A 22,294-nucleotide genomic window follows, 5' to 3' on the forward strand; every position below is an offset into this window, starting at 1 on the left:
ATTCTTGTGTATTTCAAGTAGAAACATCAGATATTTGAATCATCAATAAAAAAGAAAAACAATCATGAAAAAATTACTTTTAATATTAGCCATCGTTTTTAGTGGCATTTCAACTACAAACGCACAAGAAAAAACGGCTGATTTAACAATCAATATTTCTGGTTTAAATTCTGATAAAGGCACTTTATTAGTTGGTCTATACAACAAGAAAGACCATTTCTTAAAAAAACAATTTAAAGCAGATACTGCAAATATTAAAGATAAAAAATCTATAGTCATTTTTAAAGATTTACCAAAAGGTGAATATGCCGTTTCCTTTGTTCATGATGAAAATGATAACAAAAAAATGGACACGAACATGTTTAAAATTCCTAAAGAAGACTATGGTTGCTCAAACAACGCGAGAGGCTTTATGGGACCTCCAAAATACGATGATGCTAAATTTCAATTAACAGCAAACAAAACAATTGAAATTAAAATATAACCCAATTACCTAAAACTTTTTAAGATGAAAAAATCTATTTTAATCATCGCAATTTTCATTGCGACAGGGATTTCTGCGCAAACAAAATATCAAAAAGGAATGCAAAAAGCATTCGGATTCTGGCAAAAAGGAAACATGACGGAAGCTTCTCATTTATTTGAAAGAATCTCTAAGGCTGAACCAAAAAAATGGATGCCCGCGTATTATGCCGCAACGGTAGAGATTTTAAGTAGCTTTGGTTTAAAAGATGAAACTGTTTTAAAAGCGAAATTAACAAAGGCTCAAGAATTTTTAGATGTCGCCAAATCAAATTCAGAAAATAATCCAGAAATTATAATTACCCAAGCACTATTAAACCTAGGTTATATTGCTTTTGATGGACAAAAATACGGAATGACGCTATCTGGAGAAACGAATCAATTATATGCAAAAGCATTACTAATTGCACCCAACAACCCAAGAGTTATTTTAGGTAATGCAGAATGGAATATGGGGTCTGCTCGTTTCTTCGGAAAATCTACAAAACCATATTGTGCAGAAATTAAACGTGCCATTGAGCTTGGCAAAAAAGAGGAAATTGATATTGAATTCTACCCAAAGTTTATGTTAGAGAGAGCTGAAAATGTTTTAAAACAATGTGAAAAATAGTATTAAGTTTTCAGTCGCAGTTTTCAGTTAATCATGGACTGAATACTGCAACTGTTAACTGCCAACTTATTAAGAGAGTATCTTTCTTACTAATTCTTGCTTCGCAACCTCATCATCACCAAACAACCATTGCAACACATTATCTTCCCAAATTTGTCCTTTTTCTGTTTCTGTAATAATATTCTCACGTATTGCTAAATCTAAAATTTTACCCGGATAAGAAGACTGTGCATCACTTTCCATTTCTCCTAACGGATACGGATCGTCTAAACCCATTAAAACCTGACTTGTGCCTTGCCTTTTAAACATTAGTTTTAAAGAATCCGTATCGTGCACCAACGTATCAAAAAAGATATTTTTATGTCCTACGGCCTTTCTAGGATGCGTTTTACCTTCAAACAAATCGGGTCTACCATCAAAACCCTGAATCCTTCTACCTAAATTCATTTGTGCTAATTGACCACCATGTGCAAAACACGTTCTAATATTTTTAAAACGTTCTTGCATTCCGTTTAAGGTATAAAAATGATAGGCATCTCCGCATTGTGCCAACATCCAAATTAAGTGAAAACGCCAATTGATATTCTCTAATTTTATCATTTTATCTCCGTCATACGGATGAATTTCTATGGCCAACTTATATTTATCTGCCAATTCAAAAATTCGATCATTTTCTTCATCAAACACACAACGCCATTGCCCAATAGAATCCATAAAATGGGTTGGTAAACACAAAACTTTTAAACCTAATTCTTCTACACAGCGTTTTATTTCATCTAAAGCACCATAAATAAAACCAGGATGCACCACAAAGCCACAGGTAAATTTAGATAGATGTTCGCGCTGCACTTTTGCATTAAAATCATTCTGAAAACGCAATGCTTTCTTCATTTCCTCTAAGCGCAAACCATTACCGTATAATTGAGAAAGATTTAGAACAACCGCATGATCTAACTTGTTTTTCTCCATCCATAATAATTTCTCATCTAAAAAAAAACTAGAATCTGTTACAGGACGTTTCCATCCTTTCTGCAACATGTGTTTACGCTCATCATCTACCCAAAAAATTTCTTTTTCCTTCATAAAATCAGGAATTTCTTCTGGATAAGGTAATAAATGCGAATGTCCGTTTATGCGAAGTTTTCTTTTTTCCATCTTTCTGAATTAATTTCAGTGTTACGGTGTCATTGCGAAGAAAGTTTTTTTACTTTCTGTGGCAATCTCATTTTTGAGAATGAGATTGCTTCGTTCCTCGCAATGACGACCTATTTGTTTTTACTGCTTACCACAACTGATTAACTGCCAACTTTTTTCGGAGCTTCCATTACCGTTCCACAATTATCACACGTACATTTATTTATGTCAGAATAAAATTTATCAAAAATTATTGGCAAGTCAACTTCTATATTTTTTAGCTTAAATTTCTTTCTATACAACAAGTTTCCACAGTTTTCACAATACCATTGCAAAGCATCTATCATCTTTTTGCTTCGCGGATATTCAATTACCAAACCAACCGTATTTTCTTTTCTTTGCGGCGAATGTGGTACTTTTGCGGGCAACAAATAAATATCACCTTCATTAATTTCTACATCAATTTGTTCGCCTTTGTCATCAATGATTTTTAAAATCATATCACCTTCAACCTGATAGAAAAACTCCGGAGTTTCATTATAATGATAATCTTTTCTATTATTTGGCCCACCAACAACCATAACAATATACTCACCATTATCCCAAACTTGCTTGTTACCAACGGGTGGTTTTAGTAAATGACGATGTTCATCAATCCACTTTTTAAAATTTAAAGGCTGTACTAAATTTCTCATATGAAGAAGCCCATCCTAACCTTCCCAAAGGGAAGGAACTCCAAACTGGGTGAAATTTGAAATTTGCTGTTAATAATATATTTTACTCTACTAATATAATTCTTTTCCCGCACTAAACTTCCTCCCTTTGGGAGGATTGAGGTGGGCTTTATAAACTTTTCGTTCTTCCTCCATCAACCGGAAGGTTAATTCCATTAATATAACTTGCTTGTTCACTAGCTAAAAAAGCAATTGCAGCAGCAGTTTCTTCTGGTTTTGCAAAGCGTTTTACTGGCACGTAACTCTTCATAATTTGCTCCATTTCAGTTTCTGTAGTATGCTCAATTTTTGCTTTGATCTTAATAATTAAATCTAAACGAGCCGTATCTGTAAAACCAGGCAACACGTTATTTACTGTTATTTGAAACGCTGCTAATTCTGTAGACAATGTTTTTGCCCAATTACCAACCGCATTTCTAATCGTATTAGAAACTCCTAAACCAGGAATTGGCTCTTTTACAGACGTAGAAATGACATTAATAATTCTACCAAATTTTTCTTTTTTCATAAACGGAACCAAAGCTTGTACCAATATCTGATTACAAATAACATGCATTTGAAACGCATTTATTAAATCTGATGAAGTTGCAGAAATTAAAGCGCCACTTTTTGGTCCACCAGTATTATTTACTAGAATATGAAATTTTAAATCTGTAGTTTCTATAACTTTCTGTAACTCTTGTGGCTTAGAAAAATCTGCCACTAAATAACTATGACACTGATTATTATTGGGTAATTCTGCTAAAACCACTTTTAACTTTTCTTCATTTCTAGCAATTAACGTCACATTTACTCCTTCCTCCGCTAATAAAAACGCAGTTGCTTTTCCTATTCCTTGTGTGCTTCCACAAACTAAAGCGTTTTTGTTTTGTAATCCTAAATTCATATTTTATGTTTATGTCTAGTCGAGCGCAGTCGAAAATTATATCATTTTACAATCTATGCAATTTGTCTCTTGTCTCTTTCTCCTTGATTCTTTGTTCTTGATTCTTATTTATGATCTAAAACCATTTGTTTAATCTTCACGGCTTTTTCAAAATGATCTAATTTATGAGTTTCAATCCACCATTTTGCGACTTCCATTAACAAAACCGGATTGTCATTTTTATTTTTGAAAAATGCGTAAAAAGACAAACCAACACTAGTTCCTTTTTTAGCTATTTTTTCATCACAAACTTCAATTATTTTTTCTTTTATTTCTTTATTCATATTTTATTTTTCTAATTGATATAATGCTATCATTTTCTTATTTATAATACTTTTAGGAACATTTTTTAAGATAAAATTCCGAAAACTTTGACCATATTTCCAATGTGCCATTTTACCGGTCATCCAAGATTGATTAACAACCAAATTCACTTTCTTTTGTCTTTTCTGTTGAAACAACTCAAAAACATTTTTGTCTTTATTTTCAGCTATTAAATTACTTAAATAATAGGCATCTTCAATAGCTTGTGCTCCTCCTTGTCCCATATTTGGAGTTGTAGCATGACCAGCATCTCCAATTAAACAAATATTATTTTTATGCCATTTTTTAAGTGGGTTTAAATCGTGAATATCACTTTTTATAATTTGATAGATTTCTGTTGCAGCAATTAAGTCAGTTATTAAAGGATCAAAATCAGAAAACATTTTTAGCAACTTCTCTTTTACCAAATTAACCTCTACTTCCTCATTTTCTTTTGCCAAAACAACTGCAAACCAATAGGTTTTATCTTTTGAAACTTTCGATATTCCGAATCTAATTTTATTTCCCCAAAGTTCAAATCCTCTGTGTAATAAATCGTCTTCTAACACCCTATTTGTAATTCCTCGCCAACAAGTTTGCCCAGAATATCTTTTGCTACTTTCTGGAAATAACTGTTGTCTGACTTTAGAGTTGATACCATCTGCAGCAATTAAAAAATCTGTTGTTGTTTTAGAAGCATCATTAAATGTAACTTCTATTTTATTAGCTGCTATTTCTTTAAAAGATTCAAAACCTTTGTTTAAAAATATTTTCTCTTTCGGAATTTTATCAAATAACAATTTTTGAAGCGCTGCTCTATGAATTGCAACGGTTGTATAGCCAAAAATATCTTTTATAAAATCTTGATTACTATCTGAAATTGGTGATAAATCTTGTTTGCCAATGGTAATTCTATCAATAAAATTGCCGTTAGCAATTACGTCTTCTAAAACACCTAAACTTTCTAAAACTTGCAATGCATTTGGCGCTAACCAAATTCCGGCGCCGACTTCATTTAAAACAGGTGCTTTTTCAAAAATTTGGTATTCGATTCCTTTTTGTTCAAAAGCCAATGCTGTCGTCAATCCACCAATTCCTGCGCCAATGATTGTATATTTCATACCAATTTTAATTGCTTTCTGCCAACTCTAATAACTTTAATGTGGTATTATAATTTCTAGTTGTTGCGCTTACATACAAGCTTCTCTCAAATAAATTATTAGAAAGTTTAGTTTTAGCAAAACCAGTTTCGCAATAAATATATACCATATCATTATCTATTAAATATTTATCGTTCTCAATATCTTTTACCTCAACTTTTGTTTCATATACTTTTTTATTTAAAAAAACAAAGGCAACTATTTTGGTGTTGTCTGTTGGAAAAGGGTAACTAGCAATTGCTTTTTTAAATTGAGGAATTGTTCTTGCAATTACAGGAACGTCGTACCCAAATTTATTCTGAATTCCTTCATTAATTTTCTTACAAATCACAGATTTACCATCATCTGATTCTAAAATAATGTTTCCACTCTGAATGTATGTTTGTACGTTTTTAAAACCTAAATCGTTTAATAAATCACGTAGTTCTGCCATTGGGAGTTTATTTTTTCCCGACACATTTATTCCTCTTAATAAAACAATAAAACTCTTCATAATATGAACTAATTGGTTGGTTTTTGTAATGTTATTTTTACTTTTCTTATAAAACAGCAATTTGCAGTATCTTCTTTTTTAAGTAAAAACCTTTTAAAAGATGCTGTTTTTAACTTAAATTCTTCTTGCTTCATTTCTGAATTATTACTTGTAAAATAAAACAAATGTTTAGGGTTTTTTAAATCAATTTTATGATAAAAAAGATTTTTAATACTACCCTCTAGTTTTTCCTTTTTTAATTCCTCTTCGCTAAAATCAATAAAACTGACTTGTCTTTCATTTATTCTATCAATTCTTAACATTCTTTTTTGAAACTTAGAAAGCTTTTTCTTTTTATCCATTAATTTTAAAAGCATCTTTTTCTCTTTTTCTGTATGAAAAAAAGTATTACAGACATTGTAATTAATTTCATTTTCAACATTAGTAAAAATACTTAATCTTACTTTTAAAGAATCTTTTTCTAGATAAGCACGATACCCTAAAGTATCTTTTTTATTTAAAAACCGTTCTATACTTCTAGCTTCCGCATCGTAAGTAATATATGTAAACATCCCTCTATAATTATCTCTTTTAAAATTAGGGTATAATTTAACAGTTAAGTTTGCTGCAGTATCATTTGTGTAAATTAAAAGATCAGAAATACTATTTTCTTTTTTTTCCCAATCAATATTTAATGTTTTGTTTGCTAAATTCAACCTTTTTATAGATTTATTCGTAGCACTTACAATAGGGTCTTCATTTGCTTTTTTAACTTCAGAAATAATAAAATTTAATACAAGAGCTACTAAGAAAACACCAATAATACTTATAACAAATTTTAGAATAGTTTTAAAAATCTTATTATTAGAAACACTTCCTCTCTTTTTTTTACCTAAATACGAGTTTACATTTTTTTTAGCCTCTGCATCATTTTTAATATTTTTATCAAATATATTTATTGGAAGTTTATTTTTCATTACTTACCTCATATTATAATCTTGTTAGATCATACTCTTCTAAAATAATATTGGTCTCTATTATCACTTTCTCTAAAATAACTTTTAACTCGTCTTTTGTCATGTTTAAATGCGTGTGGACTTCATCTCCTGCAATTAAACTCAACAACGCTTTGTCTTGTGCTCTACCGCGTTTCATGGCTTCATTGTACCCAATATTGGCATTAAAAGTGACTAAGGAATATTTGGAAAAATACTGGGTTGGAAACGTCTTTTCTAAATCCATTTCTATTTTTCTTTTCTCTTTAAAAATAGGATTTGCCACATGATCTCGCATTTCATAAAAGTTATCAATTGCTAAATCTGCAATGGCATCCGTATCTTGTTTTCTTGCTTTTTGATAGGTTTTAAAAACAGTTTCCCAAGAATCTAAATTTTGATTTAAAATTTCATCAAAAACAGTAACATCTTCAAACGAGGCATTCATACCTTGTCCGTAAAATGGTACAATTGCATGCGCAGAATCACCCAATAAAACGGTTTTATTTTGATAAGACCAAGGCGAACATTTTACGGTTCCTAAAGCACCTGTTGGATTGTTTATAAATTCGTCTTTTATATTCGGAATGATTGCCAAAGCATCGGGGAACTCTTGCTCAAAAAACTGTGTTATTTTTTCTTCGGATGTTAAATTTTCGAAATTAAATTCGCCTTCAGTATAACTTAAAAATAGCGTAACGGTAAAACTACCATCTAAATTGGGTAAGGCTATTAACATGAAATCACCACGAGGCCAAATGTGTAAATGCTGATTGCTAATTTGATGTTTCCCGTTTTTATCCGCAGGAATTTCTAATTCTTTATATCCGTGATTTAGATAATTCTGAGAATAGCTAAACAAAAATTTACGTTCTAAATAATAGCTTTTTCTTAGAGAAGAACCTGAGCCATCTGTACCAAAAATTACATCTGCTTTTATAGAAAATTCTTGCTTGGTTTCGTAATCTTTAAAATGTGCGGTATTATTTTCTATATCAACATTTTTACATTTTTTATTAAAATGAATGTTTACATTTTCGTGCTTTTCTGCCTCGTTTAATAAGAGAGCATTTAAATCGCCACGAGAAATAGAATTGATATATTCATTTTCTCGACCAGAATAATTAGAAGCAAAGGTATTTCCTTTTTTGTCATGGATTAATCGTCCGAACATAGGAATACAAATTTCTCTAGCCTTCTCTTCTACTCCGCATAAACGCAATGCTTTAAAACCTCTGTCCGATAAAGCTAGATTGATAGATCTTCCGGCAGAAATATCTACTTTTCTTAAATCTGGTCTGCTTTCATACAATTCTATTTTATAACCTCTTTGCGCTAAGCGTAAAGCAAGTAAGCTTCCACATAAACCAGCACCTATTATTAGTATAGTATCTTTTCTGTTCATTTTTTCAAAAATTAAACCTCACAGGTTTTTAAAACCTTTGAGGTTTCTTGTATCTACAATAACTCTTTTAATATTGAAACCATGCTGTACACATCTTCAAAAGTATTATATAATGGAGTTGGCGCACAACGGATAACATCTGGCTCTCGCCAATCTGTAATAATATTGTTTTCGGTTAGTTTTTTATGTAAACTTTTGTCCGCATTTTTAACCTGAATGGACAATTGACAACCACGTTCTTTCGAATTTGTTGGTGTAATTATCTTAATATCTTCAGAACCAATTTCATTGATTAAAAACTCGAAATAGCCAGTTAATTTTTCTGATTTTTCTCTCAAAGCATCCATACCAACTTCATCAAATAGATCTAAAGAAGCTTTTATGGCCGCCATAGATAATATTGGAGGATTGGATAATTGCCAACCTTCTGCTCCTTCCATTACATCAAAAGGCATTCTCATATTAAAACGGGTGGCTTTATTGTGATTCCACCATCCAGAAAAACGTGGTAACTCTTTATTTTTTGAGTGTTTTTCATGGACAAATAATCCGGCTAAACTCCCTGGTCCTGAGTTTAAGTATTTGTACGTACACCACGCAGCAAAATCGACTCCTGATTCATGCAAATTTGGTTGAATGTTTCCTGCTCCGTGTGCTAAATCAATTCCTACAACACAATCTTTAGCATGACCAATCTGAGCGATTCGCTCTAAATCTAAAAACTGACCAGTGTAATAATTTACACCTCCAATTAATAACAATGCAATTTCGTTTCCTTGTTCTTCTACAATCGTTTCTAAATCTTCTATATTAAGTAACTCTTCTCCTACTCTTGGTTTCCACTCAATAATATCGTCTTTAGAAAATCCGTGAAATTCTAATTGAGATTGCACTGCATATCTATCCGAAGGAAAAGCATCACTTTCTATAACAATTTTATATTTTGTTTTTGTTGGCCTGTAAAACGACACCATTAACAAATGTAAATTAGTTGTTAAGGTATTCATAATCACAACTTCTATCGGTTTTGCGCCAACAATTTTCGCCATTTTATCAGTTAATAATTCATGATAATTTAGCCATGGATTTTTTGCTTCAAAATGACCTTCTACTCCTAAATTAGCCCAATCTTCTAATTCCTGATTGATATATCCTTTGGTAGATTTTGGCTGTAAGCCTAAAGAATTCCCTGTAAAATACAACCAATCTTTTCCGTTTTTGTCTTTCGGAATATGGAATCGGTTTCGCAAATAAGAAAGTGGATCTTCTTTATCTTGCTGTTTGGCAAATTCTAAATTATTTTGATATTTCATCAGCGTTAAAAAATGAGTGTTTCCAAATATAAAACAATCCTAATTAGATTTCAATTTTTAGATGTGAATTTCAAACTTTTTTACCACGAATTCACAAATTATAAAGAATATAGTTTTGTATTTTAGCAAAAACATTTTTAATGAAAATTATAAAAAACGTTTCTTTTTTAATGCTAATTGTTTTTATGTCTTGTAAAAACGACACAAAAACAATAACTGAATTAGAAAATATTCAATCGAGTTTAAAAGCAGAATTTGCTCCAGACAAGCGTGTGGAATTGTTTGATATCAAATTTGAATCAGTAGACAATCATCTTATTTTAGAAGGAGAAACTACTTCTAAAAAAGCTTTTTCGATACTTTTAGACAGCTTAAAAAATAGAAAATTAGCATTTACCAATCATGTACGTATTTTACCTGATTCTGCTGTAGGAAAACTACAATATGCAATTGCTAGAAATTCGGTCATCAATATTCGGTCTCAACCAAAACATTCTGCAGAATTGGGCACACAGGGTTTGCTTGGAATGTCTTTAAAAGTATTGGATAAAAAAGGTGATTTCTATAGAATTCAAACTCCAGACAATTATATTTCTTGGGTTGATAAAGGCGGAATTCAATTGATGACTAAAAGTGAGTTTGATGCTTGGAATAACTCTATAAAGGTACTTTTTACTGAGATTTTCGGGTATGCTTACGTTGATAAATCAGCAAATTCTGAAATTGTTTCTGACATTACTTTAGGAGGATTGCTTCAATATATTTCTGAAGACAATGATTTCTATAAAGTAAAATATCCTGACAACAGAATTGGATTTATTAAAAAGAATGAAGCTGTTATTTATAGTTCTTGGCTAAAAAATATAGTTGCATCAAAAGAAAATATTGAAACTGTAGCTAAAACCATGAATGGTTTTCCTTATTTATGGGGCGGAACTTCTAGTAAGGGAATTGATTGTAGTGGTTTTACTAAAATGGTGTATTTAATGAATGGTTTTATCATTCCTAGAGATGCTTCGCAACAAATAAATGCTGGTAAAACCGTAGATAAAAACTTAAAACTTGAAGGTTTAGAGAAAGGTGATTTACTTTTCTTTGGTACAAAAGCGACCCCAAATAAAAAACAACGTGTTACGCATGTTGGTATTTGGTTAGGTAATAACAAAATGGAATTTATCCATTCTTCTGGAAACGTGCATTTGAGTTCTATGAACGCTGATGAAGCTAACTATGATGAATTTAATAAGAATAGATATTTAGGAAGTCAACGTTATTTAGGTGTCAAAGATGAAATGATTGTAGACTTGAAAGAAAAAATAAAGCTTTAGTTGTTACGTATTGTAAAACATTATGAATAAAACGCTGATATTATTAATGATTGTTCTGACTTCAAATTTAGTTGAAGCTCAGTTTATAAAAGAAAAATCAATAAATGCTCAGATCGGATATGGTATTAGCGCTCCTTACAATAGCATTGACGAGATTGCTGATAATGGTTTTTTTATACAAGGAGAACTAGTATTAAAAGTGGCTTCTTGGTTTGAATTAAGACCATACGCAGGTTTTATTTTGACAAATTCAAACGGAAAAGATTTAAATGACAATCCGACAAATGAAAAAGCCGAATCAAAAGCTTTTTTACTTGGAGGAAAAGCAAGAGTTCGGGCACCAATTCCTTGGGTTGCACCATACGTTGAAATTGGAATAGGTACTTCAATTGGAAAATTTGAAACATTTACAGCTTTCGATAATATTGATAAAAGTGGAATTATATATCACATCCCTTTTTCAATTGGACTAGAGTTAGGAAAGAATAATAATGTTGATTTAGGATTTACTTATTATTTTCAACCATCAGTCCAACAATTCGCTGGAGCTTTTGCTGTTGGAATTACATTTCCGCTGAATAATAAAAAATAACGTATCACAACAATTAATTACCTAATTGCAAGAATATTAATAAAATATTCTCAGGCTTTCCATATCTGATTATTTTACTAACTTTAGTGTTTAAATCACGTTAGCTTTAATTTACTTAAAAATGAAATTAATACAAAAACGAGGAGAAAAAACTAAAGAATTTGAATTAATAGCTAATGAACTATTTGTCAAAGAAAAAAGTCTTTTAAGTACAAAAGAATGGTCTGTTGATATTGAGAATATTGCTCATTACAAAACTATTGAAACACATTCTAAAAAAGGAGTTAATATTATTGGAATCGTATTTATTTTAATTGCAATTTTATCTTGGGTTGGATTATTTATTGAGGGAAATTCTAATGGAGAAAAAGACGTAATTATTTGGGGTGGAATTTTCATGCTCTTTTTAGGTATTATTGCTTTAAAAGCTCCTATGAATAATACTTTAACGATTAATACAACTCATGGAAATCTAATTTTTTACTTAGATTCTCCATCAAGAGATGAGGTTGAAGAATTTGCTTCCGTTTTAATTAAAAAATCGAAAAAGAGTTTAGTTGAAAAATATTCTAGAGTAGATTTTGATATTCCAGAAGAAACTTTTATCGAACAAATAAATTGGTTATTGAATAATAATTTAATTGACATAAATTTTTACAATGAAAAGAAAAATGAATACAAAATTCAAAAACTAATCAAGTAAATACTAAAGCAAACACCATTTATAAAAAATAAATAGAATAATGTTTTACCCAAAAAGCAACTTTTTATAACACAACAATATTGGTCCTAATTTAAAAATGCCTTAAAAATCAATTACAAAACAATCATGAATAAAACACCAAAACGAACTTGCATCCTCATTATGTTCTCCTTTGTTTTCTTAAGTTGCCATAACAATAAAAACAAAAGTAGTTTTGAATTAAAACAAGGTGATTTACTGTTTCAGAATACAGGAACGGGCGAAATTGATAATGCCATTAAAGATGTAACAGCAACTTCATTAGCTAAAAACTATTCTCATGTTGGAATGGCAATGAAAAAAGACGGAAAATGGTTTGTAATAGAGGCGATTCCTAAAGAAGGAATTTGCCAAACTCCTTTAATAAAGTTTTTGAACAGAAATAAAAATAAGTTCAACAAATCTGCAACCACGGTTGCAAGACTAGATAATTATTACCAACCTTATATATCTAAAGCAATAGCATATGGAGTAGAAAGAATAAATACGCCTTATGATGAGATTTTTTTATGGGATGACAACTCTTATTATTGCTCAGAATTAGTTTATAAAATGTTTTCTTCTCAAGATTTACCAACAGAATCTATTCCTTTTCTTACACACTCAATGACGTTTAACGACAGCTCAGGAAACCCAATGCCTAGTTGGAAAGCTTATTACAAAACTCGAAACCAACCTATTCCTGAGGGCATTGAAGGTACAAACCCAAATTTGATGGCTAGCAGCCCTCGTATTAAATTTGTACATGATTATGAGAATGAATAAATGATAAAGTTATTTTATATAAATTACAGTTGACAATAGCGTACAAAATTATTTAATATTCTATTTTGTATTTCTTACCTAAATTTAATAAAAACAGCATTTGTTCTTTTAATAAACAGATTACTTCGTTTCTCGGAATGACAGCATGTTAACAAACAAGTCTAGCCCTGATTGAAACCTTTCGACTTCGCTCAAGACAGGCTTTCATCCTTTTTGCTTTTTCTGCAAAAAGATATAGTGGAAAGCAGGAAATAGCTTCAAAAAAAACACCCTTCAAATTACAATATCTGAAGGGTGTTTTAAGCTTTATAAAGTGAGTTAATACTTTCTTTGATACTTTACGTTTTCTTCTAAGTAAACCGAAGCTTCTGTTCCGTCGTTAATTTTAAACTTGGTTTTAAGGGTTTCTCGCTTGATAATTTCTTGCTTAAAAACCTCAAAGTGTAAATGTGGATTTGTAGACCAACCAATGTTTCCGCTTTTTGCTATTAACTGACCTTTTGTTACCTTATATCCTGGTTTTACTTTAGCCGAATTAGTGTTAATATGAGAATATTCTGAAAATGTACCATCTGAATGGTAGATTAAAATAAAATTATTATACTCTAAGCAGCCTTTTGTTATACAGGTTTTGGTATTATAATCTACCACCTTAATTACAACGCCTTCTCTTGCTGCATAAATATCTGTACCAATTGGCATGAGAAAATCTAGCGCATTTTTCTTTTGATGTGTTTCTGCCCCATTATAGCCTTGAGACACTTTAAACTTTTTTCCTTTTTTATAAGGGAGGTTGTAAATGTATTCTTGATTTGAAACAGTATCTTTCTTTTTTACAGAAATAGTGTCTTTATCTTTTACTGCAACCGTATCTTTCACCTTCGTTGCAAAATCTCCGTAATTATACCTTGTTTTGGAGTTGTACTTGTACTTACCTGCTTTTATTGCTTTTAATGTAGTAATTACAAAGTCTTTTGTTCTTGCAGGAATTAGGTACGTTTTAAAATTCCCGTTAGATGTAGACAAATTCACTAACTCTAAATCTACTTCAACCGAAACCGGACAATACTCATTGTTGTCTGCTAAAAACTCAAATCCATTCTCTGCTTTTTTAAAATAGGTTTTAAAATTAAGTTGAGAGAATGAATTATAAGAAATTAATAAAATGAAAATAAATAGATATTTATTCATTGGCTATATTACTAATACAGCACTCTAAATTTAATCGTCCCTTCAATTTCTCTTAAGGCATCTAAAACTTCTTTGTTGTATTCTTTGTCTAAATCTGTAATTACATATCCTACTTTTGAATCTGTAGATAAAAATTGACCATTAATGTTCAAATCATATTCTGCTAAAACTTTATTGATTTTAGCCATTACACCCGGCACATTCTTATGAATATGTAAAAAACGGTGTATATTTGTTTGTCTTGGCAAACGAATATTTGGGAAGTTTACAGCATCTACTGTATTCCCTGAATTGATATACGCCATAATTTTACTTGGCACAAAATCTGCAATATCTCTTTGCGCTTCTTCTGTACTACCACCAACATGTGGTGTTAAAATTACGTTTGGTAAACCTTGTAATTCAGAATAGAATTCTCCGTTTTTTCTAGGTTCAGAAGGATATACATCTACTGCAGCTCCGGCTAATTTTCCGCTTTTTAAAGCAGCCACCAATGCAGGAATATCTACAACAAAACCTCTTGCTAAGTTTACTAAAAGTGCACCATCTTTCATTTGAGAAATTTCTTTTTCTCCAATAAAGTTTTTGTTTGCAGCATTGTCATCAATGTGTAAAGTAACCACATCAGAAAGCGCTAATAAGTCTGATAATTTATCAACTTTAGTTGCATTTCCTAAACCTAAAGTATCTTCTACATCATAATAGTAAACATCCATACCTAAAGCTTCTGCTAAAATTGATAATTGTTTACCAATATTACCATAACCAACAATACCTAGTTTTTTACCACGTACTTCTCTAGAACCTTCTGCTGTTTTATTCCATTGACCATTGTGAATTTCTGTACTTCTTTGAAAAACACTACGCATTAGCATAATAATTTCTCCTATTGCTAACTCTACAACAGAACGTGTATTACTATAAGGTGCGTTAAAAACAACGATTCCTTTTTCTTTACACGCATCTAAATCTATCTGTTTGGTACCAATACAAAAAGCACTTACTACCATTAATTTATCTGCAGCATCTACTACTTTTTGAGTAACGTTTGTTTTAGAACGAATTCCTAACACGTGTACGTCTTTAATTTTTTCTATCAATTCGTCTTCAGACAAACTTTTAGAAACGGTTTCTACAGAAAAACCATCTGAAGACAACTTTTTAAAAGCATCTGGATGTACGTTTTCTAATAATAAAATTTTAATTCTGTTCTTTGGGTATGAGATATTTCTTGGCAACTTGTTTACGTATAAAAATTCATCTAAATTTGGGGCAATATGGTCCGCGTTTTCTGTTGTTTTAATTCGAGAAACGTTTTCTGTGTACGCAAAAAACTTATCTGCTACACCTGCTTCTCTAGTTACATAATCGCTGTACCCATCGCCAATAACTTGTATTTCTCCTTCTAGGTTCATGTCTTTTAAACACTTTATCTTTCCGTTGTGCTGAGAAAGTGGATTGTTGGCATCGAAACCAATAATTTCTCCATCTTCTGCAAACTCAAAAGTATTTGCATACACTCTACCTGAAGGTATATTGTATTCTTTTACAATAGGATCTATAAATTCTTTAAATCCGCAAGAAATCACATAAATATCATCTGCAAACTTTTCAAAAAAGTCTTTGTTGCTTTCTATGGATTTTGATACTTGCTTTTTTAAAGCTACTACTAAACCAGATAAATCGGCTTTGTTTGCTTTTAATAGCTTAATTCTTCTTTCTAAAGATTCCGTGAAGGATATTTCTCCGTCAATACCTAAATTGGTAATGTCAATTATTTCTTGAATAATTGCGTCTTTTCTAGGATTGTTTTCAAGGGTGATTTCAGCTAAAACATCTAATGCTTCTACCTTGGTTAAGGTGCTGTCAAAATCGAAAATATAATTTCTTTTTGTGGTAATCATTACTTAAGAATCTTGGTTGAATTTAAGTGAGTAAATCTACAAATATAGTAGGATACTATAAAGCTATTTTAAAGTTTTATGATATCTTTTTTATTTATTCTTTATATTAAAAAATAATAGTAATAAAGTGTTTTTTAACCTTAAAAATTATGAAATCCTAAAAGAAGTAACCACCAAACAATTGGCAAAGACTCAACAAAAAAAGAACTATAGTACTTAGATTGTGCTGTTCTAGCCCTCATCAGGAAAATAATCAATAGAAAAAAGAAAATCATAAATGGTGTTTTTACCATGCTAACACTAGAAATTAAATATTCTAAGACTAATGAAAACACCAATAGCATTAATCCTAATTTCTTCGTTTTTTCTATGCCTATTTTTTTTGGTATTGTTTGTAAAGAAATAGCGTCATACATTATGTCTCTTATATCAAACGGTAGTATTAAAATTACAACAATTAAAAACCGTTGCAACATTAAAAGCATCACGTTTAATGTAATTTCCTCACCTACAGCTATCAGCGGAATTAAAACCGTAAACCCAGCCCAAACTAAGGCAACCACAATAATTTTTAAGTAACTGACTTCTCTTAAATTTTTATCGAATCCACTTAAAAAAGGAACTGCATATAACACCGTTAACAAACAAAAAGGAATCGTGTAATACAAGGTTTCTACAGAAATTTGAACCACAAAATAACACAACGCTAAAAAACAAAAAAACGAGAAAATCTGGATATTTTTTAAACCTTTTGTTAAACTTCTGTGATGTAATTTTGCCATACCCGCATATTTTACAAAATTATACCCTGTAATAGTTCCAAAAAATATAAAGTAGTTTAAGTTGCCATTGTAAGGCAACTCTAAATAAATTTCTGTAATTCTTAAAAATGCATATACAGAAAATGCAACATGAATACTTGCATTTATATAAAAGTCGAACACTAATTTTAAGAATCTCATTCGGCAAAAATAGGTTTTATGTTCATAACATTCATTTTTGGTTGATAATTCTCTCGTTTTTGCTTAAGAAATGGAGAAAATTATTTTATTATTTCCCTACTTTTGAGACTTTTAAAATCAATTGGTTTAGAGGTGATAAAACACATACTATATCGATTGAAATGAGCCTAATCAAAACCTTATTACATGAATACAAATTTGTTTCAAAACAGACATATTGGACCTAATAAAAAGGAACAAGAAAAAATGTTATCTACTATAAAAGCGGATAGTTTAGATCAGTTAATTTACCAAACTGTTCCAGATGATATCCGTTTAGAAAATGAGTTAGATTTGGCGCCTGCTAAGAGCGAATATGAATATTTAGCACATATAAAAGAGTTATCAGAAAAAAATAAAGTTTTTAAAACTTACATTGGTTTAGGCTATCATGAGGCTATTGTGCCAAGTGTTATTCAGCGTAATATTTTTGAAAACCCGGGTTGGTATACTGCCTATACTCCATACCAAGCAGAAATTGCACAAGGTAGATTAGAGGCTTTGTTAAATTTTCAAACCATGGTTTGTGATTTAACAGGAATGGAATTGGCAAATGCTTCTTTATTAGACGAAAGTACTGCTGCTGCAGAAGCAATGGCTTTATTATTTGACGTTAGAGAAAGAGCCCAAAAGAAAGCTGATGTAAACAAGTTTTTTGTTTCTGAAGAAATTTTACCTCAAACAGTATCTCTTTTACAAACTCGTTCTACTCCTATTGGTATTGAATTAGTGATTGGAAACCACGAAGAATTCGATTTTTCTGAGGATTTTTTCGGAGCCATTTTACAATACCCAGGAAAACATGGGCAGGTTTATGACTACGCAGATTTTGTTACTAAAGCGAATGAAAACAACATAAAAGTAGCCGTTGCTGCAGATATTTTATCATTGGTAAAATTAAAAGCACCTGCTGAATTTGGTGTTGATGTTGTTGTAGGAACCACGCAACGATTCGGAATTCCATTAGGTTACGGAGGACCTCATGCCGCTTATTTTGCAACAAAAGAAAAATATAAAAGAAGCATGCCTGGTCGTATTATTGGTATTACCAAAGATATACATGGAGAGCGTGCATTACGCATGGCATTGCAAACTAGAGAACAACACATTAAAAGAGAAAAAGCGACTTCTAATATATGTACTGCACAGGTTCTATTAGCTGTTATGGCAGGTATGTATGCTGTTTACCATGGTAAAAATGGTTTGCAATTTATTGCAGATTCTGTACACAACAAAACTAAATTAGTTGCAGATTACTTAGATAAAGCAGGTTTCAATCAATTGAATACTTCTTATTTTGATACTTTATTAGTAGAAATAGATTGTATTAAATTAAAATCTGTAGCAGAATCTTTTAAAGTGAACTTTAATTATGTTGATAAAAAACACATTTCTATCTCTATAAATGAAGCAACTACTCAAAAAGATTTAATGAATCTGTTTACCATTTTTGGTCAACTTAAAAAGAAACCTGTTGCTTCGGAAGCAGAAAGTGTAGGTGATTTTCATCAAATTTTAACACAAGAATCTTTTAATGCAGATTTTGAAGTTATTACAGAAAACACCAAAAGAAACACACCGTTTTTAGAAAACAATATATTTAACACGTATCAATCTGAAACAGATATGATGCGTTATATTAAAAAATTAGAACGTAAAGATTTATCATTAAACCACTCTATGATTTCTTTAGGTTCCTGTACCATGAAACTAAATGCAGCATCTGAAATGTTGCCTTTAAGCAATCCACAATGGGGAAATATTCATCCTTTTGTGCCATTAAATCAGGCTGAAGGGTACCAACAAATGTTAAAAAGATTAGAGCATCAATTAAATATTATCACTGGTTTTGCTGGTACTTCTTTACAACCAAATTCTGGTGCTCAAGGCGAGTTTACTGGCTTAATGACTATTAGAGCGTATCACGAATCTAACAACGATTCTCATAGAAACATCTGTTTGATTCCTGCTTCCGCGCACGGTACAAATCCTGCGTCAGCTGTTATGGCTGGTATGAAGGTTGTAGTTACCAAAACTGATGAGAAAGGAAATATTGATGTTGAAGATTTACGTGCTAAAGCAATTTTACATAAAGATAATTTAGCTGCTTTAATGGTGACATATCCTTCTACACACGGAGTATATGAAAAAGCGATTAAAGAAATTACACAAATTATTCATAATAACGGCGGACAAGTATACATGGATGGCGCAAATATGAACGCACAAGTTGGGTTGACAAATCCTGCAACAATTGGCGCAGATGTTTGTCACTTAAACTTACACAAAACATTTGCCATTCCGCATGGTGGTGGTGGACCAGGAGTTGGGCCAATTTGTGTGGCTCCGCAATTAGTTCCGTTTTTACCAACAAACCCGGTAATTGCTACGGGAGGAGAAAATGCCATTACAGCTGTTTCTGGAGCTCCTTGGGGTTCTGCATTAGTTTGTTTAATTTCTTACGGATACATAACCATGTTAGGTGCAAAAGGATTGACCGATTCTACTAAAAACGCCATCTTAAATGCCAATTATATTAAAGAACGTTTACACGGAAATTACAACACGTTGTATTCTGGTGAAATGAACAGAGCTGCACACGAAATGATTATTGATTGTCGTGATTTTAAACAAAACGGAATTGAAGTAGTAGACATCGCTAAACGTTTAATGGATTATGGTTTTCATGCTCCAACCGTTTCTTTCCCTGTTGCGGGAACTATGATGATTGAACCTACAGAATCTGAATCTATGGCAGAATTAGATCGTTTTTGTGATGCTATGATTTCAATTCGTGAAGAGATTAAAAATGCATCTAAAGAGAATGACAACAATCCTTTAAAGAATGCGCCTCATACGCAAGAAATGTTAACTGCAGATGAATGGACATTACCTTACACTAGAAAACAAGCAGCTTTTCCTTTAGAATATATTGCTGAAAATAAATTTTGGCCTTCTGTTCGTAGAGTAGATGATGCTTTTGGAGACAGAAACTTAATTTGTTCTTGTAACCCAATTGAAGATTATATGTAGAACGCACAATGTTCTTTTAATATTTTAAAACCGTTTCTTTTTGAAGCGGTTTTCTTGTTTTAAAAAACCGTTATTTGCAATGTTGATGTTTTGATTCAAAAAAAGAACTCAACTGAACATGCTAAACTGAATGCATAAATGAATATATAATACAGTATTATTTGCGTTCAGAAAACAATTATACTTCAATTTTTAATAGTATTAAATGAACTCTTAGAAACATTTTACATACTCTTGTTAACATTAAAACAAAATATTTAAAATAAATTCGTCACTAATAATCTACCGTAAAAATTGAATCCAATATATGCATAAGCTAAAAATAATTCTATTACTAATTGCAATAACAACATTAAACTCATGTAATTCTAACACCCCAAAAACCGATAATGATTGGGTCTACCTTTTTAATGGTAAAGATTTAAATGGTTGGGTTACAAAAATAAACCATCATGAAGTTGGCGATAATTACGCCAACACATTTAGAGTAGTAGATGGTGCAATTCAGGTTAATTATAATGAGTATTCTGAATTTGGAGAACGCTTTGGACACCTTTATTATGAAAAACCTTTTTCTTCTTACCATTTAAAATTTGAATATCGATTTACAGACCAATGGATGAAAGATGCTCCACGTGGTACTTATAGAAATAGTGGTGTAATGATTCATTCTCAAAATCCAAATAGTATATTAAAAGATCAGAATTGGCCAATTTCTGTTGAATACCAAATTTTAGCAGAGAGAGAAGAAAATGAATCTAGACCTACAGGCAATATGTGCTCTCCCGGAACAGAAGTGTTTTTTAAAGGAGAAATGGATCCGAAACACTGTATACCTTCAAGTTCTAAAACCTATAAATGGAATCAATGGTTGTCTGGAGAAGTAATTGTTTATAGAGATTCATTAATTACACATATTGTTGAAAACAATAAAGTATTAGAATATACTAAACCACAAATTGGCGGAAAAGTAGTAAAAGGCTATGATAAGCGTATAAAAATTGACGGGAAACCTTTAAAGGAAGGATTCATCGCGTTACAAGCAGAAGGACAGGGAATAGAATTTAGAGAAATAAAAATTAAAAATCTTAATTAGAAAATAATGAAAAGAAAACTTACAATTTCATTTGTCCATTTTATATTAATATTATTTGCGAATTTTCTATTAATATCTTGTAATTCCAAACCTCAATCATCAAAAACTGCTAAAAAAACTTTAACAGCTAATAAAGAATCTACCTCAGATTTTAAAATATCACTTGCTCAATGGTCTTTGCATAGAGCTTTTAAAGATGGTAGCTTAGATCCAATGGACTTCCCTAAAATAGCGGCCTCTTATGACATTTATTCTATTGAACTTGTAAATAGCTTTTATAGAACTAAAGTAAATGACAAGACATATTGGAAAACCTTTAAGCAAAAATGTGATGAAAATAAAGTAAGCGTTGGTTTAATTATGTGTGATCGTTTAGGAAATCTAGGAAATCCAAATATTAAGGAGCGAATGAAAACTGTAGAAAACCATTATGCTTGGGTAGACATTGCTAGATACTTAGGCGCTCATTCTATTCGCGTAAATGCAGCCGGTAAAGGTAACGCAGATGACGTAGCACTAAATGTTATTGATGGCCTTTCTAAGCTAGGTAAATATGCATCAGAAAAAGGCATTAATATCATTGTAGAAAATCACGGAGGAAACTCTTCTAATGGTGCGTGGCTTGCAAGTGTTATACAACATGTTGGAATGGAAAATGTAGGAACTCTTCCCGATTTCGGGAATTTCTGCTTAAGTCGTGATTCTGAGAAGAATTGTCTATCTGAATATGATAGATATAAGGGTATTAGCGAACTAATTCCTTTTGCAAAAGGGATTAGTGCAAAATCGTACGATTTTGATAAAACAGGGCGTGAAACAAAAATTGATTTTCTGAGAATGATGAAAATCGTAAAAGAATCTGGATTTAAAGGTTATATAGGTATTGAATATGAAGGGAATTCTCTTTCTGAACCTGAAGGAATAAAAGCCACAAAAGCATTACTTGAGATGGTTTTTACAGAATTATAACAACTATAATTCCTATTCCGTAAAATACTTAAAAATACCTCTACCCTACCTTCAACTTGCAATGATTTTTATCACCAAAAACTAAAAGCAAACAAATTTC

The 22,294-nt window shown here is 31.2% G+C and carries 21 protein-coding genes; 9 read left to right on the top strand and 12 right to left on the bottom strand.

Annotation, left to right across the window (positions count from 1 at the left end):
* Window positions 1-64 precede the first annotated feature (64 nt).
* Window positions 65-484, top strand: coding sequence for a DUF2141 domain-containing protein (locus tag MPF19_RS07620; RefSeq protein WP_249987557.1), 420 nt, complete (start codon window positions 65-67; stop codon window positions 482-484).
* Between the two features lie 24 nt (window positions 485-508).
* Window positions 509-1,132, top strand: coding sequence for a hypothetical protein (locus MPF19_RS07625; RefSeq protein ID WP_249987559.1), 624 nt, complete (start codon window positions 509-511; stop codon window positions 1,130-1,132).
* 69 nt (window positions 1,133-1,201) lie between these two features.
* Here MPF19_RS07625 and MPF19_RS07630 read toward each other — a convergent pair whose 3' ends face one another.
* The 9 genes from MPF19_RS07630 to kynU all read right to left on the bottom strand — a co-directional run bounded on the left by MPF19_RS07630 (window position 1,202) and on the right by kynU (window position 9,573).
* Complete coding sequence (locus MPF19_RS07630; RefSeq protein WP_249987561.1) at window positions 1,202-2,287, bottom strand: amidohydrolase family protein; 1,086 nt, start codon at window positions 2,285-2,287, stop codon at window positions 1,202-1,204.
* 140 nt (window positions 2,288-2,427) lie between these two features.
* Window positions 2,428-2,961, bottom strand: a complete 534-nt coding sequence (locus tag MPF19_RS07635; RefSeq protein WP_249987563.1) for a 3-hydroxyanthranilate 3,4-dioxygenase — start codon at window positions 2,959-2,961, stop codon at window positions 2,428-2,430.
* Window positions 2,962-3,109: 148 nt separating this feature from the next.
* Window positions 3,110-3,886, bottom strand: coding sequence for an SDR family oxidoreductase (locus MPF19_RS07640; RefSeq protein WP_249987565.1), 777 nt, complete (start codon window positions 3,884-3,886; stop codon window positions 3,110-3,112).
* A gap of 104 nt (window positions 3,887-3,990) precedes the next feature.
* Complete coding sequence (locus tag MPF19_RS07645) at window positions 3,991-4,209, bottom strand: DUF6500 family protein (RefSeq protein WP_249987567.1); 219 nt, start codon at window positions 4,207-4,209, stop codon at window positions 3,991-3,993.
* Between the two features lie 3 nt (window positions 4,210-4,212).
* A complete protein-coding gene (locus tag MPF19_RS07650) occupies window positions 4,213-5,349 on the bottom strand; it encodes an FAD-dependent monooxygenase (RefSeq protein WP_203393920.1) in 1,137 nt (378 codons plus the stop codon).
* A 7-nt stretch (window positions 5,350-5,356) separates the two neighbouring features.
* Window positions 5,357-5,881 carry a DUF1697 domain-containing protein gene (locus MPF19_RS07655; protein WP_284041423.1) on the bottom strand — a complete coding sequence of 175 codons (525 nt, stop codon included), beginning with the start codon at window positions 5,879-5,881 and terminating at the stop codon, window positions 5,357-5,359.
* A gap of 8 nt (window positions 5,882-5,889) precedes the next feature.
* Window positions 5,890-6,837 carry a hypothetical protein gene (locus MPF19_RS07660; protein ID WP_249987571.1) on the bottom strand — a complete coding sequence of 316 codons (948 nt, stop codon included), beginning with the start codon at window positions 6,835-6,837 and terminating at the stop codon, window positions 5,890-5,892.
* 13 nt (window positions 6,838-6,850) lie between these two features.
* Window positions 6,851-8,260 (bottom strand): FAD-dependent oxidoreductase, encoded by a 1,410-nt coding sequence (locus MPF19_RS07665; protein WP_249987573.1) that lies wholly within the window; start codon window positions 8,258-8,260, stop codon window positions 6,851-6,853.
* 53 nt (window positions 8,261-8,313) lie between these two features.
* The gene (kynU, locus tag MPF19_RS07670) at window positions 8,314-9,573 is read right to left on the bottom strand and encodes a kynureninase (RefSeq protein WP_249987575.1); all 1,260 of its coding nucleotides are present in this window, start codon (window positions 9,571-9,573) and stop codon (window positions 8,314-8,316) included.
* Between the two features lie 140 nt (window positions 9,574-9,713).
* On the opposite strand from kynU, the gene MPF19_RS07675 reads away from it, so the two are divergent.
* The 4 genes from MPF19_RS07675 (at window position 9,714) to MPF19_RS07690 (ending at window position 13,000) form a co-directional block, all read left to right on the top strand.
* A complete protein-coding gene (locus MPF19_RS07675) occupies window positions 9,714-10,901 on the top strand; it encodes a C40 family peptidase (RefSeq protein WP_249987577.1) in 1,188 nt (395 codons plus the stop codon).
* A gap of 22 nt (window positions 10,902-10,923) precedes the next feature.
* Entirely contained in the window at window positions 10,924-11,493 is a 570-nt protein-coding gene (locus tag MPF19_RS07680) for an outer membrane beta-barrel protein (RefSeq protein WP_249987579.1), read from the top strand.
* Window positions 11,494-11,614: 121 nt separating this feature from the next.
* Complete coding sequence (locus MPF19_RS07685; protein ID WP_249987582.1) at window positions 11,615-12,196, top strand: hypothetical protein; 582 nt, start codon at window positions 11,615-11,617, stop codon at window positions 12,194-12,196.
* A 126-nt stretch (window positions 12,197-12,322) separates the two neighbouring features.
* Window positions 12,323-13,000, top strand: a complete 678-nt coding sequence (locus MPF19_RS07690; protein WP_249987585.1) for a YiiX/YebB-like N1pC/P60 family cysteine hydrolase — start codon at window positions 12,323-12,325, stop codon at window positions 12,998-13,000.
* A 318-nt stretch (window positions 13,001-13,318) separates the two neighbouring features.
* On the opposite strand, the gene MPF19_RS07695 is transcribed toward MPF19_RS07690, so the two are convergent.
* From MPF19_RS07695 to MPF19_RS07705, 3 genes are all read right to left on the bottom strand, one after another.
* A complete protein-coding gene (locus MPF19_RS07695; protein WP_249987586.1) occupies window positions 13,319-14,191 on the bottom strand; it encodes a M23 family metallopeptidase in 873 nt (290 codons plus the stop codon).
* A gap of 11 nt (window positions 14,192-14,202) precedes the next feature.
* Window positions 14,203-16,095, bottom strand: coding sequence for a phosphoglycerate dehydrogenase (gene serA / locus MPF19_RS07700; RefSeq protein WP_249987588.1), 1,893 nt, complete (start codon window positions 16,093-16,095; stop codon window positions 14,203-14,205).
* 140 nt (window positions 16,096-16,235) lie between these two features.
* Complete coding sequence (locus MPF19_RS07705; protein WP_249987589.1) at window positions 16,236-17,057, bottom strand: UbiA prenyltransferase family protein; 822 nt, start codon at window positions 17,055-17,057, stop codon at window positions 16,236-16,238.
* A gap of 186 nt (window positions 17,058-17,243) precedes the next feature.
* On the opposite strand from MPF19_RS07705, the gene gcvP reads away from it, so the two are divergent.
* The 3 genes from gcvP to MPF19_RS07720 all read left to right on the top strand — a co-directional run bounded on the left by gcvP (window position 17,244) and on the right by MPF19_RS07720 (window position 22,194).
* On the top strand, window positions 17,244-20,129 hold the full coding sequence (gcvP, locus tag MPF19_RS07710) for an aminomethyl-transferring glycine dehydrogenase (protein WP_249987592.1): 2,886 nt from the start codon (window positions 17,244-17,246) through the stop codon (window positions 20,127-20,129).
* A gap of 307 nt (window positions 20,130-20,436) precedes the next feature.
* A complete protein-coding gene (locus MPF19_RS07715) occupies window positions 20,437-21,225 on the top strand; it encodes a 3-keto-disaccharide hydrolase (protein WP_249987595.1) in 789 nt (262 codons plus the stop codon).
* A 6-nt stretch (window positions 21,226-21,231) separates the two neighbouring features.
* Complete coding sequence (locus MPF19_RS07720; RefSeq protein WP_249987598.1) at window positions 21,232-22,194, top strand: sugar phosphate isomerase/epimerase family protein; 963 nt, start codon at window positions 21,232-21,234, stop codon at window positions 22,192-22,194.
* Window positions 22,195-22,294 lie beyond the last annotated feature (100 nt).

The organism is Polaribacter sp. Z014, assembly GCF_023555435.1.
GTDB lineage: Bacteria > Bacteroidota > Bacteroidia > Flavobacteriales > Flavobacteriaceae > Polaribacter.